The sequence below is a fragment of the Streptomyces sp. NBC_01476 genome, from assembly GCF_036227265.1.
In the GTDB taxonomy this organism is placed as follows: Bacteria; Actinomycetota; Actinomycetes; order Streptomycetales; family Streptomycetaceae; genus Actinacidiphila.
The window spans coordinates 1,824,045-1,840,632 of the sequence record NZ_CP109446.1; the positions used below are offsets into that span (position 1 = coordinate 1,824,045).

A 16,588-nucleotide genomic window follows, 5' to 3' on the forward strand; every position below is an offset into this window, starting at 1 on the left:
GCTCTCCACCCTACTTGCGGACGGTGACAACTCGGCGCTGCCCACCGGGGTTGCGTCCGCCCGCGGGGGTCAGCCCGCGGTGAGTCTGCCGCCGGTCTCCTTGACGGTGACCGCGGGCAGCGCGCGGGTCGCCGGGCCCTGCAGGACGGCGCCGGTCAGTGCGTTGAACTGGCTGCCGTGGCAGGGGCAGGAAATGGTCGTGCCGTCGACCGAGTCGACCACGCAGCCCTGGTGGGTGCAGACCGCGCTGAACGCCTTGAAGGTGCCCTGCTGCGGCTGGGCGACCACGACCTTGTCGTCCCGGTAGAGCTTGGCTCCGCCCACCGGAACGTCGCTGGAGGCGCCGAGGTCCACCGGCTTGGTCGGCAGGTCGGAGCTGGTCTTGCCGCACGCGGCCAGCCCCAGCCCCGCGGCGCCGGCGGCGCCCGCCCCGGCGGCGCCCCGCAGGACGGTACGGCGCCCCAGGGGCGGCGGTGCGGCGGTCTCGGCGGGCGGTTCGGCGGACATGGTGTGCTCCAGTGGTGCGGTACGTGGGGCCGGCGCGGCTGGCCGTCCTGTGGCGCCTTTGACCTTAATCGCCGCCCCTGTCCGTCCCCTGAGAGGCCGCCCACCCGGGGATGGGCGGCCCACAGGCGACAGGCCCGCTACGCCTTACTGGCCGCGCGCTTGCGGGCCGGTGCGGCCCGCTTGGCCGCCGCCCGTTTCCGGGGCGCCGGCACGGTGGCGTCGCTGACCGCCTCCGGGCTGAGGATGTCCCGCAGGAACTTCCCGGTGTGGCTGGCCGGGACGCCGGCGATCTGCTCCGGAGTGCCCTCGGCGACCAGCAGACCGCCGCCGTTGCCACCCTCGGGGCCCATGTCGATCACCCAGTCCGCGGTCTTGATGACGTCCAGGTTGTGCTCGATGACGATCACCGTGTTGCCCTTGTCGACCAGTCCGGAGAGCACCTTGATCAGCTTGCTGATGTCCTCGAAGTGCAGTCCGGTGGTGGGCTCGTCCAGGACGTAGACGGTCCGGCCGGTGGAGCGCTTCTGCAGCTCGGAGGCGAGCTTGACGCGCTGCGCCTCGCCGCCGGAGAGGGTCGGCGCGGACTGGCCGAGCCGGACGTACCCCAGACCGACCTCGTTGAGCGTGCGCAGGTGCCGCGAGATGTTGGGCACCGCCTCGAAGAAGTCCAGCGCCTCCTCGATCGGCATGTCCAGCACCTCGGCGATGGACTTGCCCTTGTAGTGCACCTCCAGGGTCTCCCGGTTGTACCGGGCGCCGTGGCACACCTCGCACGGGACGTAGACGTCCGGCAGGAAGTTCATCTCGATCTTGATGGTGCCGTCGCCCGCGCAGTTCTCGCAGCGGCCGCCCTTGACGTTGAAGGAGAAGCGCCCCGGCAGATAGCCGCGGACCTTCGCCTCCATGGTCTCGGCGAAGAGCTTGCGGACGTTGTCGAAGACGCCGGTGTACGTGGCCGGGTTGGAGCGCGGGGTGCGGCCGATCGGCGACTGGTCGACGTGCACCACCTTGTCCACCAGGTCGTCGCCGTCCACCCGGGTGTGCCGGCCGGGCACGCTCCTGGCGCCGTTCAGCTCCCGGGCCAGGTGGGTGTAGAGGATGTCGTTGACCAGCGTGGACTTGCCGGAACCGGAGACGCCGGTGACCGCGGTGAGCACCCCCAGCGGGAAGGACACGTCGATGTCCTGCAGGTTGTGCTCGCGGGCGCCGTGCACGGTCAGCTGCCGGCTGCGGTCCAGCGGCCGCCGCGCCTCGGGGGTGGGGATGGACCGCTTGCCGGACAGATACTGCCCGGTGAGCGACTCGTCGTTCTCCAGCAGCTCCTTGAGCGAGCCGGAGTGCACCACCTTGCCGCCGTGCTCACCGGCACCGGGGCCGATGTCGACCACCCAGTCGGCGGTCTTGATGGTGTCCTCGTCGTGCTCGACCACGATCAGGGTGTTGCCGAGGTCGCGGAGCCGGACCAGGGTCTCGATCAGCCGGTGGTTGTCCCGCTGGTGGAGGCCGATGGACGGCTCGTCCAGGACGTAGAGCACACCGACCAGGCCGGAGCCGATCTGGGTGGCGAGCCGGATCCGCTGGGCCTCACCGCCGGACAGGGTGCCCGCGGCGCGGTTCAGCGAGAGGTAGTCCAGGCCGACGTCGACCAGGAACCTCAGCCGCTCGTTGACCTCCTTGAGGACCCGCTCGGCGATCTTCTTGTCCCGGGCGTTGAGCTTCATCGCGCCCAGGAACTCGGCGCAGTCGGTGATCGACATCGCCGAGATGTCGGCGATCGACCGGTCCTGCACGGTGACGGCGAGCACCAGCGGCTTCAGCCGGGCGCCCTTGCAGGTCGGGCAGGGCACCTCCCGCATGTACCCCTCGAAGCGCTCCCGGCTGGAGTCGCTCTCGGAGTCCTGGTGGCGGCGCTTGACGAACGGGATGGCGCCCTCGAACTGGGCGTTGTACGCCCGCTCCCGGCCGTACCGGGTCTTGTAGGCGATGCGGACCTCGGACTTGTGGCCGTGGAGCAGTGCCTTGCGGGCCCGTGCGGGCAGCCCGGCGAACGGGATGTCGGTGCGGAAACCCAGCTCCTGGGCGAGGCCCTTGACCAGCCGGTCGAAGTAGCTCTTGGTCATGCCGCCGGTCCAGGGCGCGATGGCCCCCTCGTCCAGCGACTTCTGGTCGTCCGGGACGATCAGCTCCGGGTCGACCTCCATCCGGGAGCCGATGCCGGTGCAGTCCGGGCAGGCGCCGAAGGGCGAGTTGAAGGAGAAGGAGCGCGGCTCCAGTTCCTCGAAGGACAGGTCGTCGTACGGGCAGTACAGGTGCTCGGAGAACATCCGCTCGCGCTGCGGGTCGTCCTCGGGCAGGTCGACGAAGTCCAGGATCACCATGCCGCCGGACAGGCCGAGCGCGGTCTCCACCGAGTCGGTGAGGCGGCGCTTGGCGGAGCTCTTCACGGTGAGGCGGTCGATGACCACCTCGATGGTGTGCTTCTCCTGCTTCTTGAGCTTGGGCGGGTCGGTGAGCTGGACGGTGACGCCGTCCACCCGGGCCCGGCTGTACCCCTTGGTCTGCAGGTCGCCGAAGAGGTCGACGAACTCTCCCTTGCGCTCGCGCACCAGCGGCGAGAGCACCTGGAAGCGGCTGCCCTCCTCCAGCTCCAGCACCTTGTCCACGATCGCCTGCGGCGACTGCCGGGCGATGGGGCGCCCGCACTCGGGGCAGTGCGGCTTCCCGATCCGGGCGAAGAGCAGCCGCAGATAGTCGTAGACCTCGGTGATGGTGCCGACCGTCGAGCGCGGGTTGCGCGAGGTGGACTTCTGGTCGATCGAGACGGCCGGTGACAGGCCCTCGATGAAGTCGACGTCGGGCTTGTCCATCTGGCCGAGGAACTGCCGCGCGTAGGAGGAGAGCGACTCTACGTAGCGACGCTGACCCTCGGCGAAGATCGTGTCGAAGGCAAGCGAGGACTTGCCGGAACCGGACAGGCCGGTGAACACGATGAGCGAGTCCCGCGGCAGGTCAAGCGAGACATTCCGCAGATTGTGCTCGCGAGCGCCGCGGATGGTGAGTCGATCGGCCACGCCAGTGCGCACCTTTCATAGAGGGGGATCAAGACTTCGGCACCCCCCACTGAGCCTCAACGGGGTGCGCCCGGCATTTCTTCCACTTGCCCTGTCGGACAGCTTTGCCTCCCGGACAGCTTCGCCTGTGGGACAAGCGGTCGGGGCTGCTCGGCAACACATCGAGCGTATAGCACGTGCTTTCGATTTACGGACGCACGCCGCCACGTTCACCCGATAGTGTGCTGCGCCGCTACGCTGACGCCATGGTGTACACGGGACAGGTCACGGTGGGCGGCGCGCCCGACGTGCACGAACTGAAGGACCTGATCATCAGCAAGGTGGCGGTCGGTCCGATGAGCAACAACGCGTATGTACTGCGCTGCCGGGCCACCGGAGAGCAGCTGCTGATCGACGCGGCGAACGAGCCGGAGACCCTGCTGGAGGTCATCGGCCCGGACGGCATCGGCGCCGTCGTCACCACCCACCAGCACGGCGACCACTGGCAGGCCCTGCGCGCGGTGGTGGACGCCACCGGTGCCCGCACCTACGCCGGCCGCGACGACGCCCCCGGCATCCCCGTGCCCACCACCGACCCGGTGGACGACGGCGACACCATCTCCTTCGGCGAGGTCCGGCTCACCGCCCGCCACCTGGTCGGCCACACCCCGGGCAGCATCGCGCTGATCTACGACGACCCGCACGGCCACCCGCACGTCTTCACCGGCGACTGCCTCTTCCCCGGCGGCGTCGGCAACACCCACGACGACCCCGCCGCCTTCGCCTCGCTCCTCGGCGATGTCACCGCGAAGCTCTTCGACGTCCTGCCGGACGAGAGCTGGGTCTACCCCGGCCACGGCAACGACACCACCCTCGGCGACGAGCGCCCGCACCTCGCGCAGTGGCGCGAGCGCGGCTGGTAGCCGGCCGCCCGCGCCGGGCCGGGCGTCGTACGAGAGGTGCATGGCTGGACCCTACGCCGCATCCACTGACAGCCTGTGTCAGTGAAGTCCAGTCGGCTGCTCTCGATCCTGCTGCTGCTCCAGACCCGGGGCCGGATGACCGCCGCCCAGCTCGCGGCGGAGCTCGAAGTCTCCGAGCGGACGGTCTACCGGGACGTGGAGGCGCTGCACGTCTCCGGTGTGCCCCTCTACGGTGACGCCGGCCACCGCGGCGGCTACCAGCTGCTCGCCGGCTACCGCACCCGGCTGACCGGACTGACCCCCGACGAGGCCGAGGCGCTGTTCCTGTCCGGGGTGCCAGGCCCTGCCGCGGAGCTGGGCCTGGGCCGCGCGCTGGCCGCCGCCCAGCTGAAGGTGCGGGCCGCGCTGCCGCCCGAGCTGCGCGAACAGGCGGACCGGATCCGCTCCCGCTTCCACCTGGACGCCCCCGGCTGGTTCGCCGTGGACGAGGAGGTGCCCTACCTCGGGCAGGTCGCGGACGCGGTCTGGCACAACAGGGTGCTCGACGTCCGCTACCGCCGCTGGAAGGAACCCACCGACGTGGAGCGCCGGCTGGAGCCGTACGGCCTGGTGCTCAAGGCGGGCCGGTGGTACACCGTCGCCGCCGGTGAGACCGGGCTGCGGACGTACCGGGTGGACCGGATCCTCGCACTCACCGTCCGCGACGAGACGTTCGAGCCGCCCGCCGGCTTCGACCTGGCGGCGCACTGGCACCGCCGGCAGGCCGACTTCCTCGCCCAGCTGGGCCGCTTCGAGGCCGAGGTGCGCCTCACCCCGCAGGCCGCCGCCAGGCTGGGCGGCCCGGCCGGGCGGGCGCTTGCCGCCACCGCGGTCCCGGACACCGACGGCCTGCTGCGCCTGACGCTCCCGGTCGAGTCACTGGAGCAGGCCGAGTCCGACATCCTCGCCCTGGGCACCTCCGTCGAGGTCCTCGGCCCGCCCGAGCTGCGCGCCCGCCTGGCCGCCACCACCCGCGCGCTGGCGGAGCGCTATCGGTGACCGGTCAGCTCTCCCCGCGCATGCGCATGCCGACCTCGCCCTGGTCGGTCTCCCACCAGGGGCGGGTCATCTCGGGAACGGCAGCGGCGGCGGCCGTCGCGGCGGCGGATGTGGATGACGGGGCCGAAGACGCCGAAGAGGCGGGCGCGGCCACGCCGGCGGGGGCGGGCGGCGCCTGAGCCGCCGCCTCGCGGTCGAGACGGGCGTCCAGCGCCGCGGTCTTCTCGCGTTCGGCCCGCCACCACTCGAAGAAGACGGCCAGCACGAACGGGAGCGAGACCAGTTCGGCGAGGGTGATCATGAGGCCGCCGCCGAGCATCTGGTCGTGCTGGACGGACGGACCCCAGGTACGCGGGTGGGTGGTGTACCAGTGCCCGGCCACCAGGGTGCCGCTGGTCATCACCACGATGCCGGGCACGGAGTCGAAGAGGCCGTCGAAGAAGACCAGCGCGGCTCGTACCGGGTGGCTGCACCAGCGGGGCAGCAATTCCTGGCGGCTGAGCATCGGCAGGACGAACAGGCAGCCGGTGAGCAGCAGTTGAAGGTGCATCAGCTGCCGGATCCCGGGGTTGCCCAGCGCGTGGGAGAAGTACGGGGTGAAGTAGATGGTCAGCTCGGAGATCAGCACCAGCACCGAGCTGACCAGCGGATAGGTGAGCACGCGGGCCGGTGTGGAGGCGAAGGCGCGGCGCAGCCGGCCGGCCGGCGAGGCGAGCGCCAGCGGGTCGCCGAGCGCCAGGCCGAGCGGCGCGAACAGGTCGAGCAGGATGTTCTGCACGGCGGCCGGCCAGAAGAGCACCTGGTCGTAGACCGCAAGCGCGGACATCGTGGCGATCACCAGGGTGCCGAGGCCGAGGACGTAGAAGGCCAGCACCCGCCACAGCGGCCACCGCTCCCCCGCGCGCAGCCGGCGGCGCACCCCGTAGGCGTAGGCCGCCCCGAGGAGCAGCACGGCGGCGAGCGCGAATCCGTCGACCTGCCAGGAGGCGAAGAACCGGGAGCCGGTCAGCTCGGGGAGAGCCACAGTGCCCGCCACATCGGCGCCTTTCCACGTGAACCGGAACCGTCCTTATCGGGGCCACGGTAGCCCTCGACAAGGACGGTTCGGCGCGCAGGGTCGCCGCCGGTGTCACACGTTGACGCGCGGCTTCTCCGGCTCGGCCTCTTCTGCGGCCTGCTTGCGGGACGCCCGCAGGCTGGTCACGGTGGTCACCGCGAGCACCGCGACAATCACCCCGAGGGAGACCGGAATGGAGATCTCCGGCACGTGCACCCCGGTCTCGTGCAGCGCGTGCAGCACCAGCTTGACGCCGATGAAGCCGAGGATCACCGACAGCCCGTAGGACAGGTGCACCAGCTTCTTGAGCAGCCCGCCGATCAGGAAGTACAGCTGCCGCAGGCCCATCAGGGCGAAGGCGTTGGCGGTGAAGACGATGTACGGGTCCTGGGTGAGACCGAAGATCGCCGGGATCGAGTCCAGCGCGAAGAGCACATCGGTGGTGCCGATCGCGAGCATCACCACGAGCATCGGGGTCATCAGCCGCTTGCCGTTCTCGGTGATGAACAGCCGCGTGCCGTGGTAGCGGTCGGTCGACGGGATCCGCTTCTCGACCGCCTTGAGCAGCCGGTTCTCCTCGAACTCCTCCTCCTCGTCGGACTCGGCGCGGGCTTCCTTGATCAGCTTCCACGCGGTCCAGATCAAGAACGCGCCGAAGATGAAGAAGACCCAGGAGAAGCTGGCGATGATGGTGGCACCGGCCGCGATGAAGACAGCACGCAGCACCAGTGCGATCAGCACACCGACCAGCAGCACCCGCTGCTGGTACTTCGTGGGCACCGCGAACTTCGCCATGATCAGCACGAAGACGAAGAGGTTGTCGACGCTGAGCGATTTCTCGGTGATGTATCCGGCGAAGAACTCACCGGCCGGCTGGCCGCCGCTGAAGAACAGCAGGCCGAGGCCGAAGAGACCGGCGAGTGCCACCCAGACCACGGTCCATATTCCGGCCTCGCGCATGGACACGTCGTGCGGGGTGCGGCCGATCAGGAAATCGGCGGCGATCAGGGCACACAGTCCTGCGATCGTGAGCGCCCAGAGGGTAAGGGAAACGTCCACTGATCCTCCGGTGATGGGTCGGTCCTCAAAAGGTACACGAATCACCAAGGAAGAGTAAAGCCAGTCCCAAAACCGCTGGTCAGAACTCCTTTACGGTAAAGGACAATTGGTGCAGCACCTGGGTCAGCACCTGACTGCCGGGCGGCACCAGCGCCGGTTCGTAACTCCACGCGTGCCCGACCCAGGGATCGGCGAGATGGTCGCTGGGCAGCGGGGTCAGCCGCAGCAGCGCACGCCACAGCGGGTCGAGCACCGGCCCGTACTGCTCGGCGTCCTCCCGGTCGGCGACCAGCAGCAGATGCACCCCGACCGGAGGCCCCTCGTCGGCGAGGTACCGCAGCTGGGTGACGGCCCGGTCGTCGAAGCCGTACGGGAACTCGTTGACGATCAGCAGCTGCTCGGCGGTGTCGAAGCCGGGCGGCAGCGCGTCGGGCGCGCCCCCGCGCAACGCCATCTGCAGCAGGTCCACCCGCTCGGTCAGCCGGGTCAGCACCTCGCTCACCCCGGCGGCCCCGGCGGCGGCAGGCGGCCGGACCAGGGCGCCGCCGGAGGAGAGCGGGGCCAGCGGGGCCGCTCCCGAGCCGGCCGGGTCCAGGGTGTGCACGACGAAGCCGCCGGCCGGGTACGAGGCGAGCAGCCGGGCGGCGATGGCGACCGCGGTCTCCACCGCCAGCCGGCGGTCCTCGAAGCTGTCGATCCACAGGCCGCGCTCCAGCGGCAGCCGGGCCAGCAGCGGGATGCACAGCTCGGGCGCCTCCGGCAGCGTGAGGCCGCCGAGACGGACCGCCATCGGCGGCTCGGAAGGCACCCGGTAGGCGTGCCAGACCGGGTTCTCCCAGCCGGCGAAGGGCGCCGGCAGTGCCGGCTCGACCACCTCGGCCTCGGCGGTCAGCTGGGCGAGGTCCCGGTCCAGCACCGCTCTCGCCTGGTCGACCAGCGCCACCTGCTTGAGCTGGGCTTCGTCCCGGGCGGCGTCGGCGGCGGGGCCGCCGCGGGTGCGGGGGTCGGCGAGCAGCCGGTCGAGCTCCTGCTCGTAGCGGGACTGGGCGAAGTCGGCGGCGCTGCGGTACGCGGCGACGGAACGGGCCAGGTCCTCGAACATGCCCCAGATCTGGTTGTGCAGCCGCTCCTCCATCGTCCAGCCGGAGGCGTCGCCGGCCACCGGGACGGGCGGGGCGCCGCGGTCGGGCGGGGCCGGCGGCTCGTACTCCGGCGCCGGGGGGACCTGGCCGGGGAAGGCGGGTATGGGCGGTGCCTGCGGCGGTACCGGCTGCGCCGGGGCGGGCTGAGCGGCGCCGCCCGGGCGCGGCGGGACCGCGGCGGCGGTACGGCGGCGGGGGTGGCGGTAGTCGATGCCGGCGGTGGTGGCGGCATCCCCGCCGGGCGGGGCGGGGATGCCGCCACCGGCGCCGGCTGTCGGTGGGACCGGCCGGCCCGACGGCGCTGCCTGGCCGCTCTGACCCGCGTGACCGGTCTGGCTCGCCTGGGCCCCCTGACCCGCCTGACCCGTCTGACCCGTCTGGCTGGGGAGCGCCACCGAACGGGACTGCTCCCGCTCCACCGCCGCGTGGATCTCCCCGGCCACCGTGACCGCCTCCGGCACGCCCTGGTCGAGCAGGAGCGCGGGCAGGCCGCCGGCGTACCCCTGGCCGACCGCGCGGACCTTCCAGGCGCCCTGCCTGCGGTACAGCTCCAGCGCCAGCAGCGCCGTCTCCGTGCCGAGCCCGGTGATGGTGAAGCCGGCCGCGGGGATGCCGTCCAGGGTGGTGACGGCGAGGTGCGGGGCGGGGGCGGCGCCGAAGTCCTGCGGTCCGCCGGGGCGCCCGGTGGGCAGCGCCAGCAGGACATGCACCCTCCGCACCGGCTCCGGCATGGCCCCGAGATCCAGCGCCAGCCGGTGGTCGGCGGCGGCCTGCCGGGGGACCTCGATGCCGGGAAGGTGGGGCGTGCCGGGGTGGGCGAGCCACCCCTGCTCGCCGACGACCCGGCCCTGCTCGTCCCCGAGGGTGACCGCGGCCACCACCGGGGTGCCCGCCGACACCCGGATCTCCAGCCGGTTGCCGGGCAGCCGGTGGTTCTGCCCGCGGACCAGTTCGGCGCTCATCTCGGCCGCCCCCGTTCCCGTCTACGTGTTCTCTTGTGCCGGTCGGTCGTGGTGTCACCCGCGCCCTGACCGCCCGTGCCCTTACAGCGCGGGCAGTATGGCCGGGATGAGGTCCTGGAAGGTGCGTCCGTTGGCGGGCGTGCCGATCGCCGTCATCGTCCAGCCGCCCTGACCCCGCTGCACCTTGGCCATGATCTGCGCGGTGTAGGCACCGCCGCCGGTGAGTGTGTAGCGGGCCAGCTCCTGGCCGTTGGTCTCGTCCACCAGCCGGCAGAACGCGTTCTGCACCTCGGCGAAGGTCTGTCCGGTGAAGGAGTTCACCGTGAAGACGATCTGGTCGACGTGGACCGGGACCCGCGACAGGTCCACCAGGATCGACTCGTCGTCGCCGCCCTGCCCGGCGCCGCCGACCACGTTGTCCCCGGTGTGGCGGACGGAGCCGTCGTCGCTCGTCAGGTGGCGGAAGAAGACCACGTCGACCGGCTGCTTGTCGGCGAAGAGCACCGCGGAGGCGTCGAGGTCGATCTCCCGGGTGCGGCTGCCGAAGAGCCCGCGGCGCGGCGCGGCCTGCCAGCCCAGTCCCATCCTGACCGCGGTCAGCGATCCCCCGTCGGCCTTGCTCAGGCTGATCTTCTGACCCTTGGTCATATTGACCGTCACGCGCTGTCCCCTCTCACCCGTCACATCGTGTGGCGTTCGTGCCCCGACACTAACAAGACGCCGCCCAGGGGTATCCCGGTTCGGCGGAAGGAGATTTCCGCCGTTTCATGGCTGATGACCGGGCACCGGACCGCGCCCGCGCGCGGTCCGGTCTCACGGGTCCCGCTACACCATGCCCGCCTCACGCATCTGGCGGAGTTCCTTCTTCAGCTCGCCGAGTTCGTCGCGGAGCCGGGCGGCCACCTCGAACTGCAGCTCGGCGGCGGCGGCGTGCATCTGCTCGGTGAGCTGCGCGATGAGGTCGGCGAGTTCCTCGGCGGGCAGCGGGGCACCGGAGCGCTTGCCCTTGGCCTTGGCCGATAGCCCCGGCACGGGGGCCTTGCCGCGCGAGCGCTGCCGGCCGGAGCCCAGCAGCTCCTCGGTGTCGGCGTCCTCGCGGGCGAAGGAGTCGAGGATGCCGGCGATCTTCTTCCGCAGCGGCTGCGGGTCCAGGCCGCGCTCGGTGTTGTACGCGATCTGCTTCTCGCGGCGCCGGTTGGTCTCGTCGATGGCCTTCTCCATCGCCGGGGTGATCCGGTCGGCGTACATGTGCACCTCACCGGAGACGTTGCGCGCGGCGCGGCCGATGGTCTGGATCAGCGAGGTGCCGGAGCGCAGGAAGCCCTCCTTGTCGGCGTCGAGGATGGCCACCAGCGACACCTCGGGCAGGTCCAGGCCCTCCCGCAGCAGGTTGATGCCGACCAGCACGTCGTACTCGCCGGCCCGCAGTTCGTGCAGCAGCTCGACCCGGCGCAGGGTGTCGATGTCGCTGTGCAGATAGCGGACCTGGACACCGAGCTCCAGCAGGTAGTCGGTGAGGTCCTCGGACATCTTCTTGGTGAGGGTGGTGACCAGGACCCGCTCGTCCCTCTCGGTGCGCAGCCGGATCTCGTGCACCAGGTCGTCGATCTGGCCCTCGGTCGGCTTGACGATCACCTGCGGGTCGACCAGGCCGGTCGGCCGGATGATCTGCTCGACCACGCCCTTGCCGCGGGAGAGCTCGTACGGGCCCGGGGTCGCGGACAGGTAGACGGTCTGGCCCACCCGGCCCAGGAACTCCTCCCACTTCAGCGGCCGGTTGTCCAGCGCGGACGGCAGCCGGAAGCCGTGGTCGACCAGGGTCCGCTTCCGGGACGCGTCGCCCTCGTACATCGCGCCGATCTGCGGCACGGTGACGTGCGACTCGTCGATGACCAGCAGGAAGTCCTCGGGGAAGTAGTCGATCAGGGTGTCGGGGGCGCTGCCCTGCGAGCGGCCGTCGATGTGCCGGGAGTAGTTCTCGATGCCCGAGCAGGTGCCGATCTGCCGCATCATCTCGATGTCGTACGTGGTGCGCATCCGCAGCCGCTGGGCCTCCAGCAGCTTGCCCGCCTGCTCCAGCCGGGGCAGCTGCTCGGCCAGCTCCTGCTCGATGCCGGCGATGGCCCGCTCCATCCGCTCGGGCCCCGCGACGTAGTGGGTGGCGGGGAAGACGTAGATCTGGCGGTCCTCGGTGATCACCTCGCCGGTCAGCGGGTGGAGGGTGTAGAGCGCCTCGATCTCGTCGCCGAACATCTCGATCCGGACCGCGAGCTCCTCGTAGACCGGGAAGATCTCGATGGTGTCGCCGCGGACCCGGAAGCTGCCGCGGCTGAACGCCACGTCATTGCGCGTGTACTGGATGTCGACGAACTTGCGCAGCAGCTGGTCGCGGTCGATGACGTCCCCGACATTGAGCCGGACCATGCGGTCGATGTACTCCTGCGGGGTGCCCAGGCCGTAGATGCAGGAGACGGAGGCGACCACGACGGTGTCGCGCCGGGTCAGCAGCGAGTTCGTCGCGGAGTGCCGCAGCCGCTCGACCTCCTCGTTGATGGAGGAGTCCTTCTCAATGTAGGTGTCCGTCTGCGGGACGTACGCCTCCGGCTGGTAGTAGTCGTAGTACGAGACGAAGTACTCGACGGCGTTGTTCGGCAGCAGCTCGCGGAACTCGTTGGCGAGCTGCGCGGCCAGGGTCTTGTTCGGTGCCATCACCAGGGTCGGCCGCTGGAGCTTCTCGATCATCCAGGCGGTCGTAGCGGACTTGCCCGTACCGGTCGCGCCGAGGAGCACGACACCTTGCTCACCTGCGCGGATGCGCCTTTCGAGTTCGTTGATCGCGGTCGGCTGGTCGCCGCTTGGCTGGTAGGGACTGACAACCTCGAAGGGCGCCACACTGCGTTCGATGTCTGATACGGGCCGCATGACATCAACGGTACGACCCGCCACTGACAATCGGCCCCGGCCGCGGCGGGGCCGGGCGGCCGCTACTCCTCCGGGGTGCGCGGATCCGGGATCGGGAGCGGTGCGGCGGACGCGGGAAGCTCCGCGGGGCCGTCGGCGGACGCGACGGCGGCGGGGCCGCCTGCGGGTCCCACGGCAGGGTCCACGGGCGGGTTCACGGCCGGGTCCAGGGAGGGCTCGACGGGGTCCGGCTTCCGCTCCCCCGCGGCGCCGGCCTGCGGGTCCGGGGCGGGGCCGCCCGCGGCGCGGTCGAAGAAGCGGAGCATCTCCACCGGGAAGGGCATGACCAGGGTGGAGTTCTTCTCGGCGGCCACCTCGACCACGGTCTGGAGCAGCCGCAGCTGGAGCGCCGAGGGGTTCGCGTCCATCGTCCGGGCGGCTTCGGAGAGCTTCTGGGACGCCTGGAGCTCACCGTCGGCGGTGATGATGCGGGCCCGCCGCTCCCGGTCCGCCTCGGCCTGCCGGGCCATCGACCGTTTCATCGACTCCGGCAGCGTCACGTCCTTGATCTCGACCCGGTCGATGTGCACGCCCCAGCCGGTGGCCGGGGTGGACAGCATCAGCTCAAGGCCCTCGTGCAGCCGCTCGCGTCCGGAGAGCAGGTCGTCCAGGTCGCTCTTGCCGATGATCGACCGCAGTGAGGTCTGCGCCACCTGCAACATCGCGAACTGGTAGTTCTGCACGTCGACCGTGGCGCGGATCGGGTCCACCACCCGGAAGTACAGCACCGCGTCCACCCGGACCGACACGTTGTCCCGGGTGATCCCGTCCTGGGCGGGCACCGGCATGGTGATGACCTGCATGTTGACCTTGGTCATCCGGTCGACGAAGGGGATCAGCAGCCGGGGGCCGGGTTCCTTGGCGAGCCGGTTGACGCGGCCGGCGCGGTAGATCACCCCGCGCTCGTACTGCTTGATGATCCGCAGACTGCTCGGCAGTACGATCAGCCCGAGCACCGCGATGATGATCACCAGTGCCACGACGATGTCCATGTCCCGCTCCCCATTCACCGACGAGGGTGTGACCGTAGTCTCGGCCCGCGGACCAGGCGGGGGCAATGCCCTTGCCTTGACACAGCCTTGACGATCCCTCGCCGCCCTCCGCCGCCCTCCGCATCCCTCCACCGCCCGCCCGTGCCCGCGCCGTTCCCCCGCCGCCGCTCCGGCGGCCCGGCCAGGAAGCCATGTGTTGACCACCGACTCCGCGGGCGCCGCTTTCACCGCGGCGCTCGTCCTGCTCCCCTTCTGCGCCGGCCTGCTCGTCGTCAAGGTGTGCCATCTGCTGGTCGCCCGGCGGCCGTTCTTCTCCCGGGACGCCTACGGTCCCGACCGGGGCGTGGAGGTGATGGCGGTCAGCGCGAGCGTGGGGCTGCCTGCCTACGCGGGCGGGTTCCTGGTGGGTCTGGACCCCGACCGCGCCCAGGCGGGCTGTGTCAGGGCGGCCGGCGCCGGCCCGGCAGGCGACCTGCGGCTGGTCGAGGGGTGGCTGCCGCTCTCCCGCGCCTGCCGCTGGGCGGACGGCACGACGGTGGAGCTGGTGCCGCTCTGGATCAACGTGCTGGTCTTCACGGCGGCGGCCGGGGTGCTTGCCGGGGCGGTGCTCGCCGCGGGGCGGGGGCCGGGGTGGTGGGGTCGTCAGCTCGGGTCGAAGCGGGCGGCGGCCAGGTAGTCGGGGCGGGGGTCGAGCGCCGCGGCGAGGCGGAAGTGGCGCTGGGCCTCGGTGGGGCGGTTGGAGCGCTCCAGGGTGCGGGCGAGCGCGAAGTGCGCGAAGGCGTTGTCCGGCTCGCGCTCCAGGACGATCTGGAACTCCAGCTCCGCCGGGCGCAGTTGGGCCGCGGCGAAGAAGGCGCGGGCGCGCAGCAGCCGGGCCGCGGTGTTCTCCGGGTGGGCGGCGATCACCGGGTCGAGCAGTTTCACCGCGCCGCGCGGGTCACGCGCGGCGAGCAGCTGCTCCGCGGCGCGGTAGTCGATGACGTGCGTCTCGGGGGTTCGCTGGGCCATGGCCGCCTCCCTGACATCGGGGCACGGGTGACGACAGATCGTCCGGTCAGACATACCCAACGTGCCCGGCCGCAACCTCATTCCCCCGGCCACAGGACCGTGCCGGGCGCCGCGGGACAGGCGGGCGGTGCCGGAGCGGGCCTAGGCTGTCACCCATGCTGAACGTGGGTCTGACCGGCGGTATCGGGGCCGGCAAGAGCGAGGTGGCGAAGCTGCTCGCCTCCTACGGGGCGGTGCTGATCGACGCGGACCGGATCGCCCGGGAGGTGGTCGAGCCGGGGACGGAGGGGCTGGCGGCCGTCGTCGCCGCGTTCGGGCCGCAGGTGCTGCACGCCGACGGGACCCTCGACCGGCCCGCTCTCGGGGCGATCGTCTTCGGTGACGAGGACCGCCGCCGGGCGCTCAACGCGATCGTCCATCCGCTGGTGGGCCGCCGTTCGGCCACGCTCCAGCAGGAGGCGGGCCCTGACGCGATCGTGGTGAACGATGTCCCGCTGCTGACCGAGAACGGGCTGGCGCCGCTGTACGACCTCGTGGTCGTGGTGGACGCCCGGCCGCAGACCCAGCTGGACCGGCTGACCCGCCTGCGCGGGATGACCGAGGACGAGGCCCGGGCCAGGATGGCCGCACAGGCGACCCGCGAGGAGCGGCTTGCGGTCGCCGACGTCGTCATCGACAACGACGGCCCGCTGGACGCGCTGGAGCCCCAGGTGCGGGCGCTGTGGCAGCGGCTCACCGAGCGCGCCGCCGGCCACTGACGGATGCCGGGAGCCGCCGCCGGACGCTGACACCGGCGTACGCCGGGGCCGCGGGCAGGCGCCCGGGGCCGGGCGCCCGCGGCGGTCAGCGCCCGTCGTCCTCCCGGTCGGCGAGGAACCGTTCGAACTCCGCGGCGAGGTCGTCGGCCGAGGGCAGGTCGACGGGCTCGGCGATGAGGTTCTCCCGGCTCTGCGAACCGGCGACGGCGTCGTACTGGCTCTCCAGCCCGCGCACCACGGAGACGAGTTCGGCGTCTCCCTCGGCCACCTGGCGGTCGATCTCGACCCGTACGGTGTGGGCCTCGTTGCGCAGCGCGTGGGCGACTTCGGGCAGCACCAGGCCGGTGGCCGCGGTGATCGTCTCCAGCACGGCGAGCGCCGCGTCCGGGTAGGGCGAACGGGCCAGGTAGTGCGGCACATGGGCGGCCACGCCGAGCACATCGCGGCCGGCTTCGGCCAGGCGCAGCTCGATCAGGGAGGCGGCGCTGCCGGGCACCTGGGCCTCGTCGAACCAGGCGCGGTGGCCGGGCATGAGGTCCACCCGGTTACCGTGCGGAGTCAGCCCCACCGGACGGGTGTGCGGGACGCCCATCGGGATGCCGTGGAAGTTGATGGACAGCCGCACTCCCAGGCGCTCGACGACCTGCAGGACGGCGGTGCTGAACCGCTCCCATTCCACGTCGGGCTCGGAGCCGGCCAGCAGCAGGAAGGGTGTGCCGGTGCCGTCGCGGACCAGATAGAGGTCGATCTCCGGCGGCTCGTACGCGGACCAGTGGTCGCGCTCGAAGGTCATCAGCGGCCGGCGCGCGCGGTAGTCGACCAGACGGTCCGCGTCGAAGCTGGCGATGAGCTGATTGTCGAGGCGGTCCAGCAGGTGCCGGGTGATCTGTTCGCCGGTCTCGCCGGCGTCCATGTATCCCTCGAAGTAGTACAAAAGCACCGGTCCGGTGTCGCCCACCGCCTCGTCGACGGCTTCGGCCCCGCCCGGCACGTACTCGTACAGTCCTTGCGGATCCAGCACGGTGAGTCCTCCTCGCTATCTGTCACGTCCAACGAACGGACCGGGCTCGCCATTCCCCGCCGGATGACGCCTCGCGGATGAAGGCTCGGCCGTTCGGGGCCGGGGCAAAC

Annotated in this window: 14 protein-coding genes; 4 read left to right on the forward strand and 10 right to left on the reverse strand. The window is 71.4% G+C overall.

Annotation, left to right across the window (positions count from 1 at the left end):
* Positions 1-69: 69 nt before the first annotated feature.
* Together OG552_RS07990 and uvrA are read right to left on the reverse strand one after the other, a co-directional pair.
* A complete protein-coding gene (locus OG552_RS07990) occupies positions 70-507 on the reverse strand; it encodes a Rieske (2Fe-2S) protein (protein WP_329130681.1) in 438 nt (145 codons plus the stop codon).
* Positions 508-644: 137 nt separating this feature from the next.
* Positions 645-3,590: an excinuclease ABC subunit UvrA gene (gene uvrA / locus OG552_RS07995; protein ID WP_329130683.1), complete on the reverse strand. Its 2,946-nt coding sequence runs from the start codon at positions 3,588-3,590 to the stop codon at positions 645-647.
* A 233-nt stretch (positions 3,591-3,823) separates the two neighbouring features.
* Here uvrA and OG552_RS08000 point away from each other — a divergent pair, with 233 nt between their 5' ends.
* Together OG552_RS08000 and OG552_RS08005 are read left to right on the forward strand one after the other, a co-directional pair.
* Positions 3,824-4,480 carry an MBL fold metallo-hydrolase gene (locus OG552_RS08000; RefSeq protein ID WP_329130685.1) on the forward strand — a complete coding sequence of 219 codons (657 nt, stop codon included), beginning with the start codon at positions 3,824-3,826 and terminating at the stop codon, positions 4,478-4,480.
* 81 nt (positions 4,481-4,561) lie between these two features.
* On the forward strand, positions 4,562-5,518 hold the full coding sequence (locus tag OG552_RS08005) for a helix-turn-helix transcriptional regulator (protein WP_329130687.1): 957 nt from the start codon (positions 4,562-4,564) through the stop codon (positions 5,516-5,518).
* A gap of 4 nt (positions 5,519-5,522) precedes the next feature.
* On the opposite strand, the gene OG552_RS08010 is transcribed toward OG552_RS08005, so the two are convergent.
* From OG552_RS08010 to OG552_RS08035, 6 genes are all read right to left on the reverse strand, one after another.
* The gene (locus OG552_RS08010; protein ID WP_329130690.1) at positions 5,523-6,554 is read right to left on the reverse strand and encodes a cytochrome c oxidase assembly protein; all 1,032 of its coding nucleotides are present in this window, start codon (positions 6,552-6,554) and stop codon (positions 5,523-5,525) included.
* Positions 6,555-6,647: 93 nt separating this feature from the next.
* Complete coding sequence (locus OG552_RS08015; RefSeq protein ID WP_329130691.1) at positions 6,648-7,634, reverse strand: TerC family protein; 987 nt, start codon at positions 7,632-7,634, stop codon at positions 6,648-6,650.
* Positions 7,635-7,713: 79 nt separating this feature from the next.
* A complete protein-coding gene (locus OG552_RS08020) occupies positions 7,714-9,738 on the reverse strand; it encodes a TerD family protein (RefSeq protein ID WP_329130693.1) in 2,025 nt (674 codons plus the stop codon).
* An 81-nt stretch (positions 9,739-9,819) separates the two neighbouring features.
* Positions 9,820-10,398 carry a TerD family protein gene (locus OG552_RS08025; RefSeq protein WP_329130695.1) on the reverse strand — a complete coding sequence of 193 codons (579 nt, stop codon included), beginning with the start codon at positions 10,396-10,398 and terminating at the stop codon, positions 9,820-9,822.
* A gap of 165 nt (positions 10,399-10,563) precedes the next feature.
* Positions 10,564-12,660, reverse strand: a complete 2,097-nt coding sequence (gene uvrB / locus OG552_RS08030) for an excinuclease ABC subunit UvrB (protein WP_329130697.1) — start codon at positions 12,658-12,660, stop codon at positions 10,564-10,566.
* Positions 12,661-12,722: 62 nt separating this feature from the next.
* On the reverse strand, positions 12,723-13,691 hold the full coding sequence (locus OG552_RS08035) for a slipin family protein (RefSeq protein WP_329130699.1): 969 nt from the start codon (positions 13,689-13,691) through the stop codon (positions 12,723-12,725).
* 196 nt (positions 13,692-13,887) lie between these two features.
* Here OG552_RS08035 and OG552_RS08040 point away from each other — a divergent pair, with 196 nt between their 5' ends.
* On the forward strand, positions 13,888-14,367 hold the full coding sequence (locus OG552_RS08040) for a hypothetical protein (protein ID WP_329130701.1): 480 nt from the start codon (positions 13,888-13,890) through the stop codon (positions 14,365-14,367).
* Here the strand turns inward: OG552_RS08040 and OG552_RS08045 are convergent.
* Complete coding sequence (locus tag OG552_RS08045) at positions 14,334-14,699, reverse strand: tetratricopeptide repeat protein (protein WP_329130703.1); 366 nt, start codon at positions 14,697-14,699, stop codon at positions 14,334-14,336. The two genes, OG552_RS08040 and OG552_RS08045, sit on opposite strands and share 34 nt — an antisense overlap.
* 155 nt (positions 14,700-14,854) lie before the next feature.
* Here OG552_RS08045 and coaE point away from each other — a divergent pair, with 155 nt between their 5' ends.
* Complete coding sequence (gene coaE, locus OG552_RS08050; RefSeq protein WP_329130705.1) at positions 14,855-15,457, forward strand: dephospho-CoA kinase; 603 nt, start codon at positions 14,855-14,857, stop codon at positions 15,455-15,457.
* A gap of 85 nt (positions 15,458-15,542) precedes the next feature.
* Here the strand turns inward: coaE and OG552_RS08055 are convergent, their stop codons facing one another.
* On the reverse strand, positions 15,543-16,478 hold the full coding sequence (locus OG552_RS08055) for a PAC2 family protein (RefSeq protein ID WP_329130708.1): 936 nt from the start codon (positions 16,476-16,478) through the stop codon (positions 15,543-15,545).
* Between the last annotated feature and the right edge of the window lie 110 nt (positions 16,479-16,588).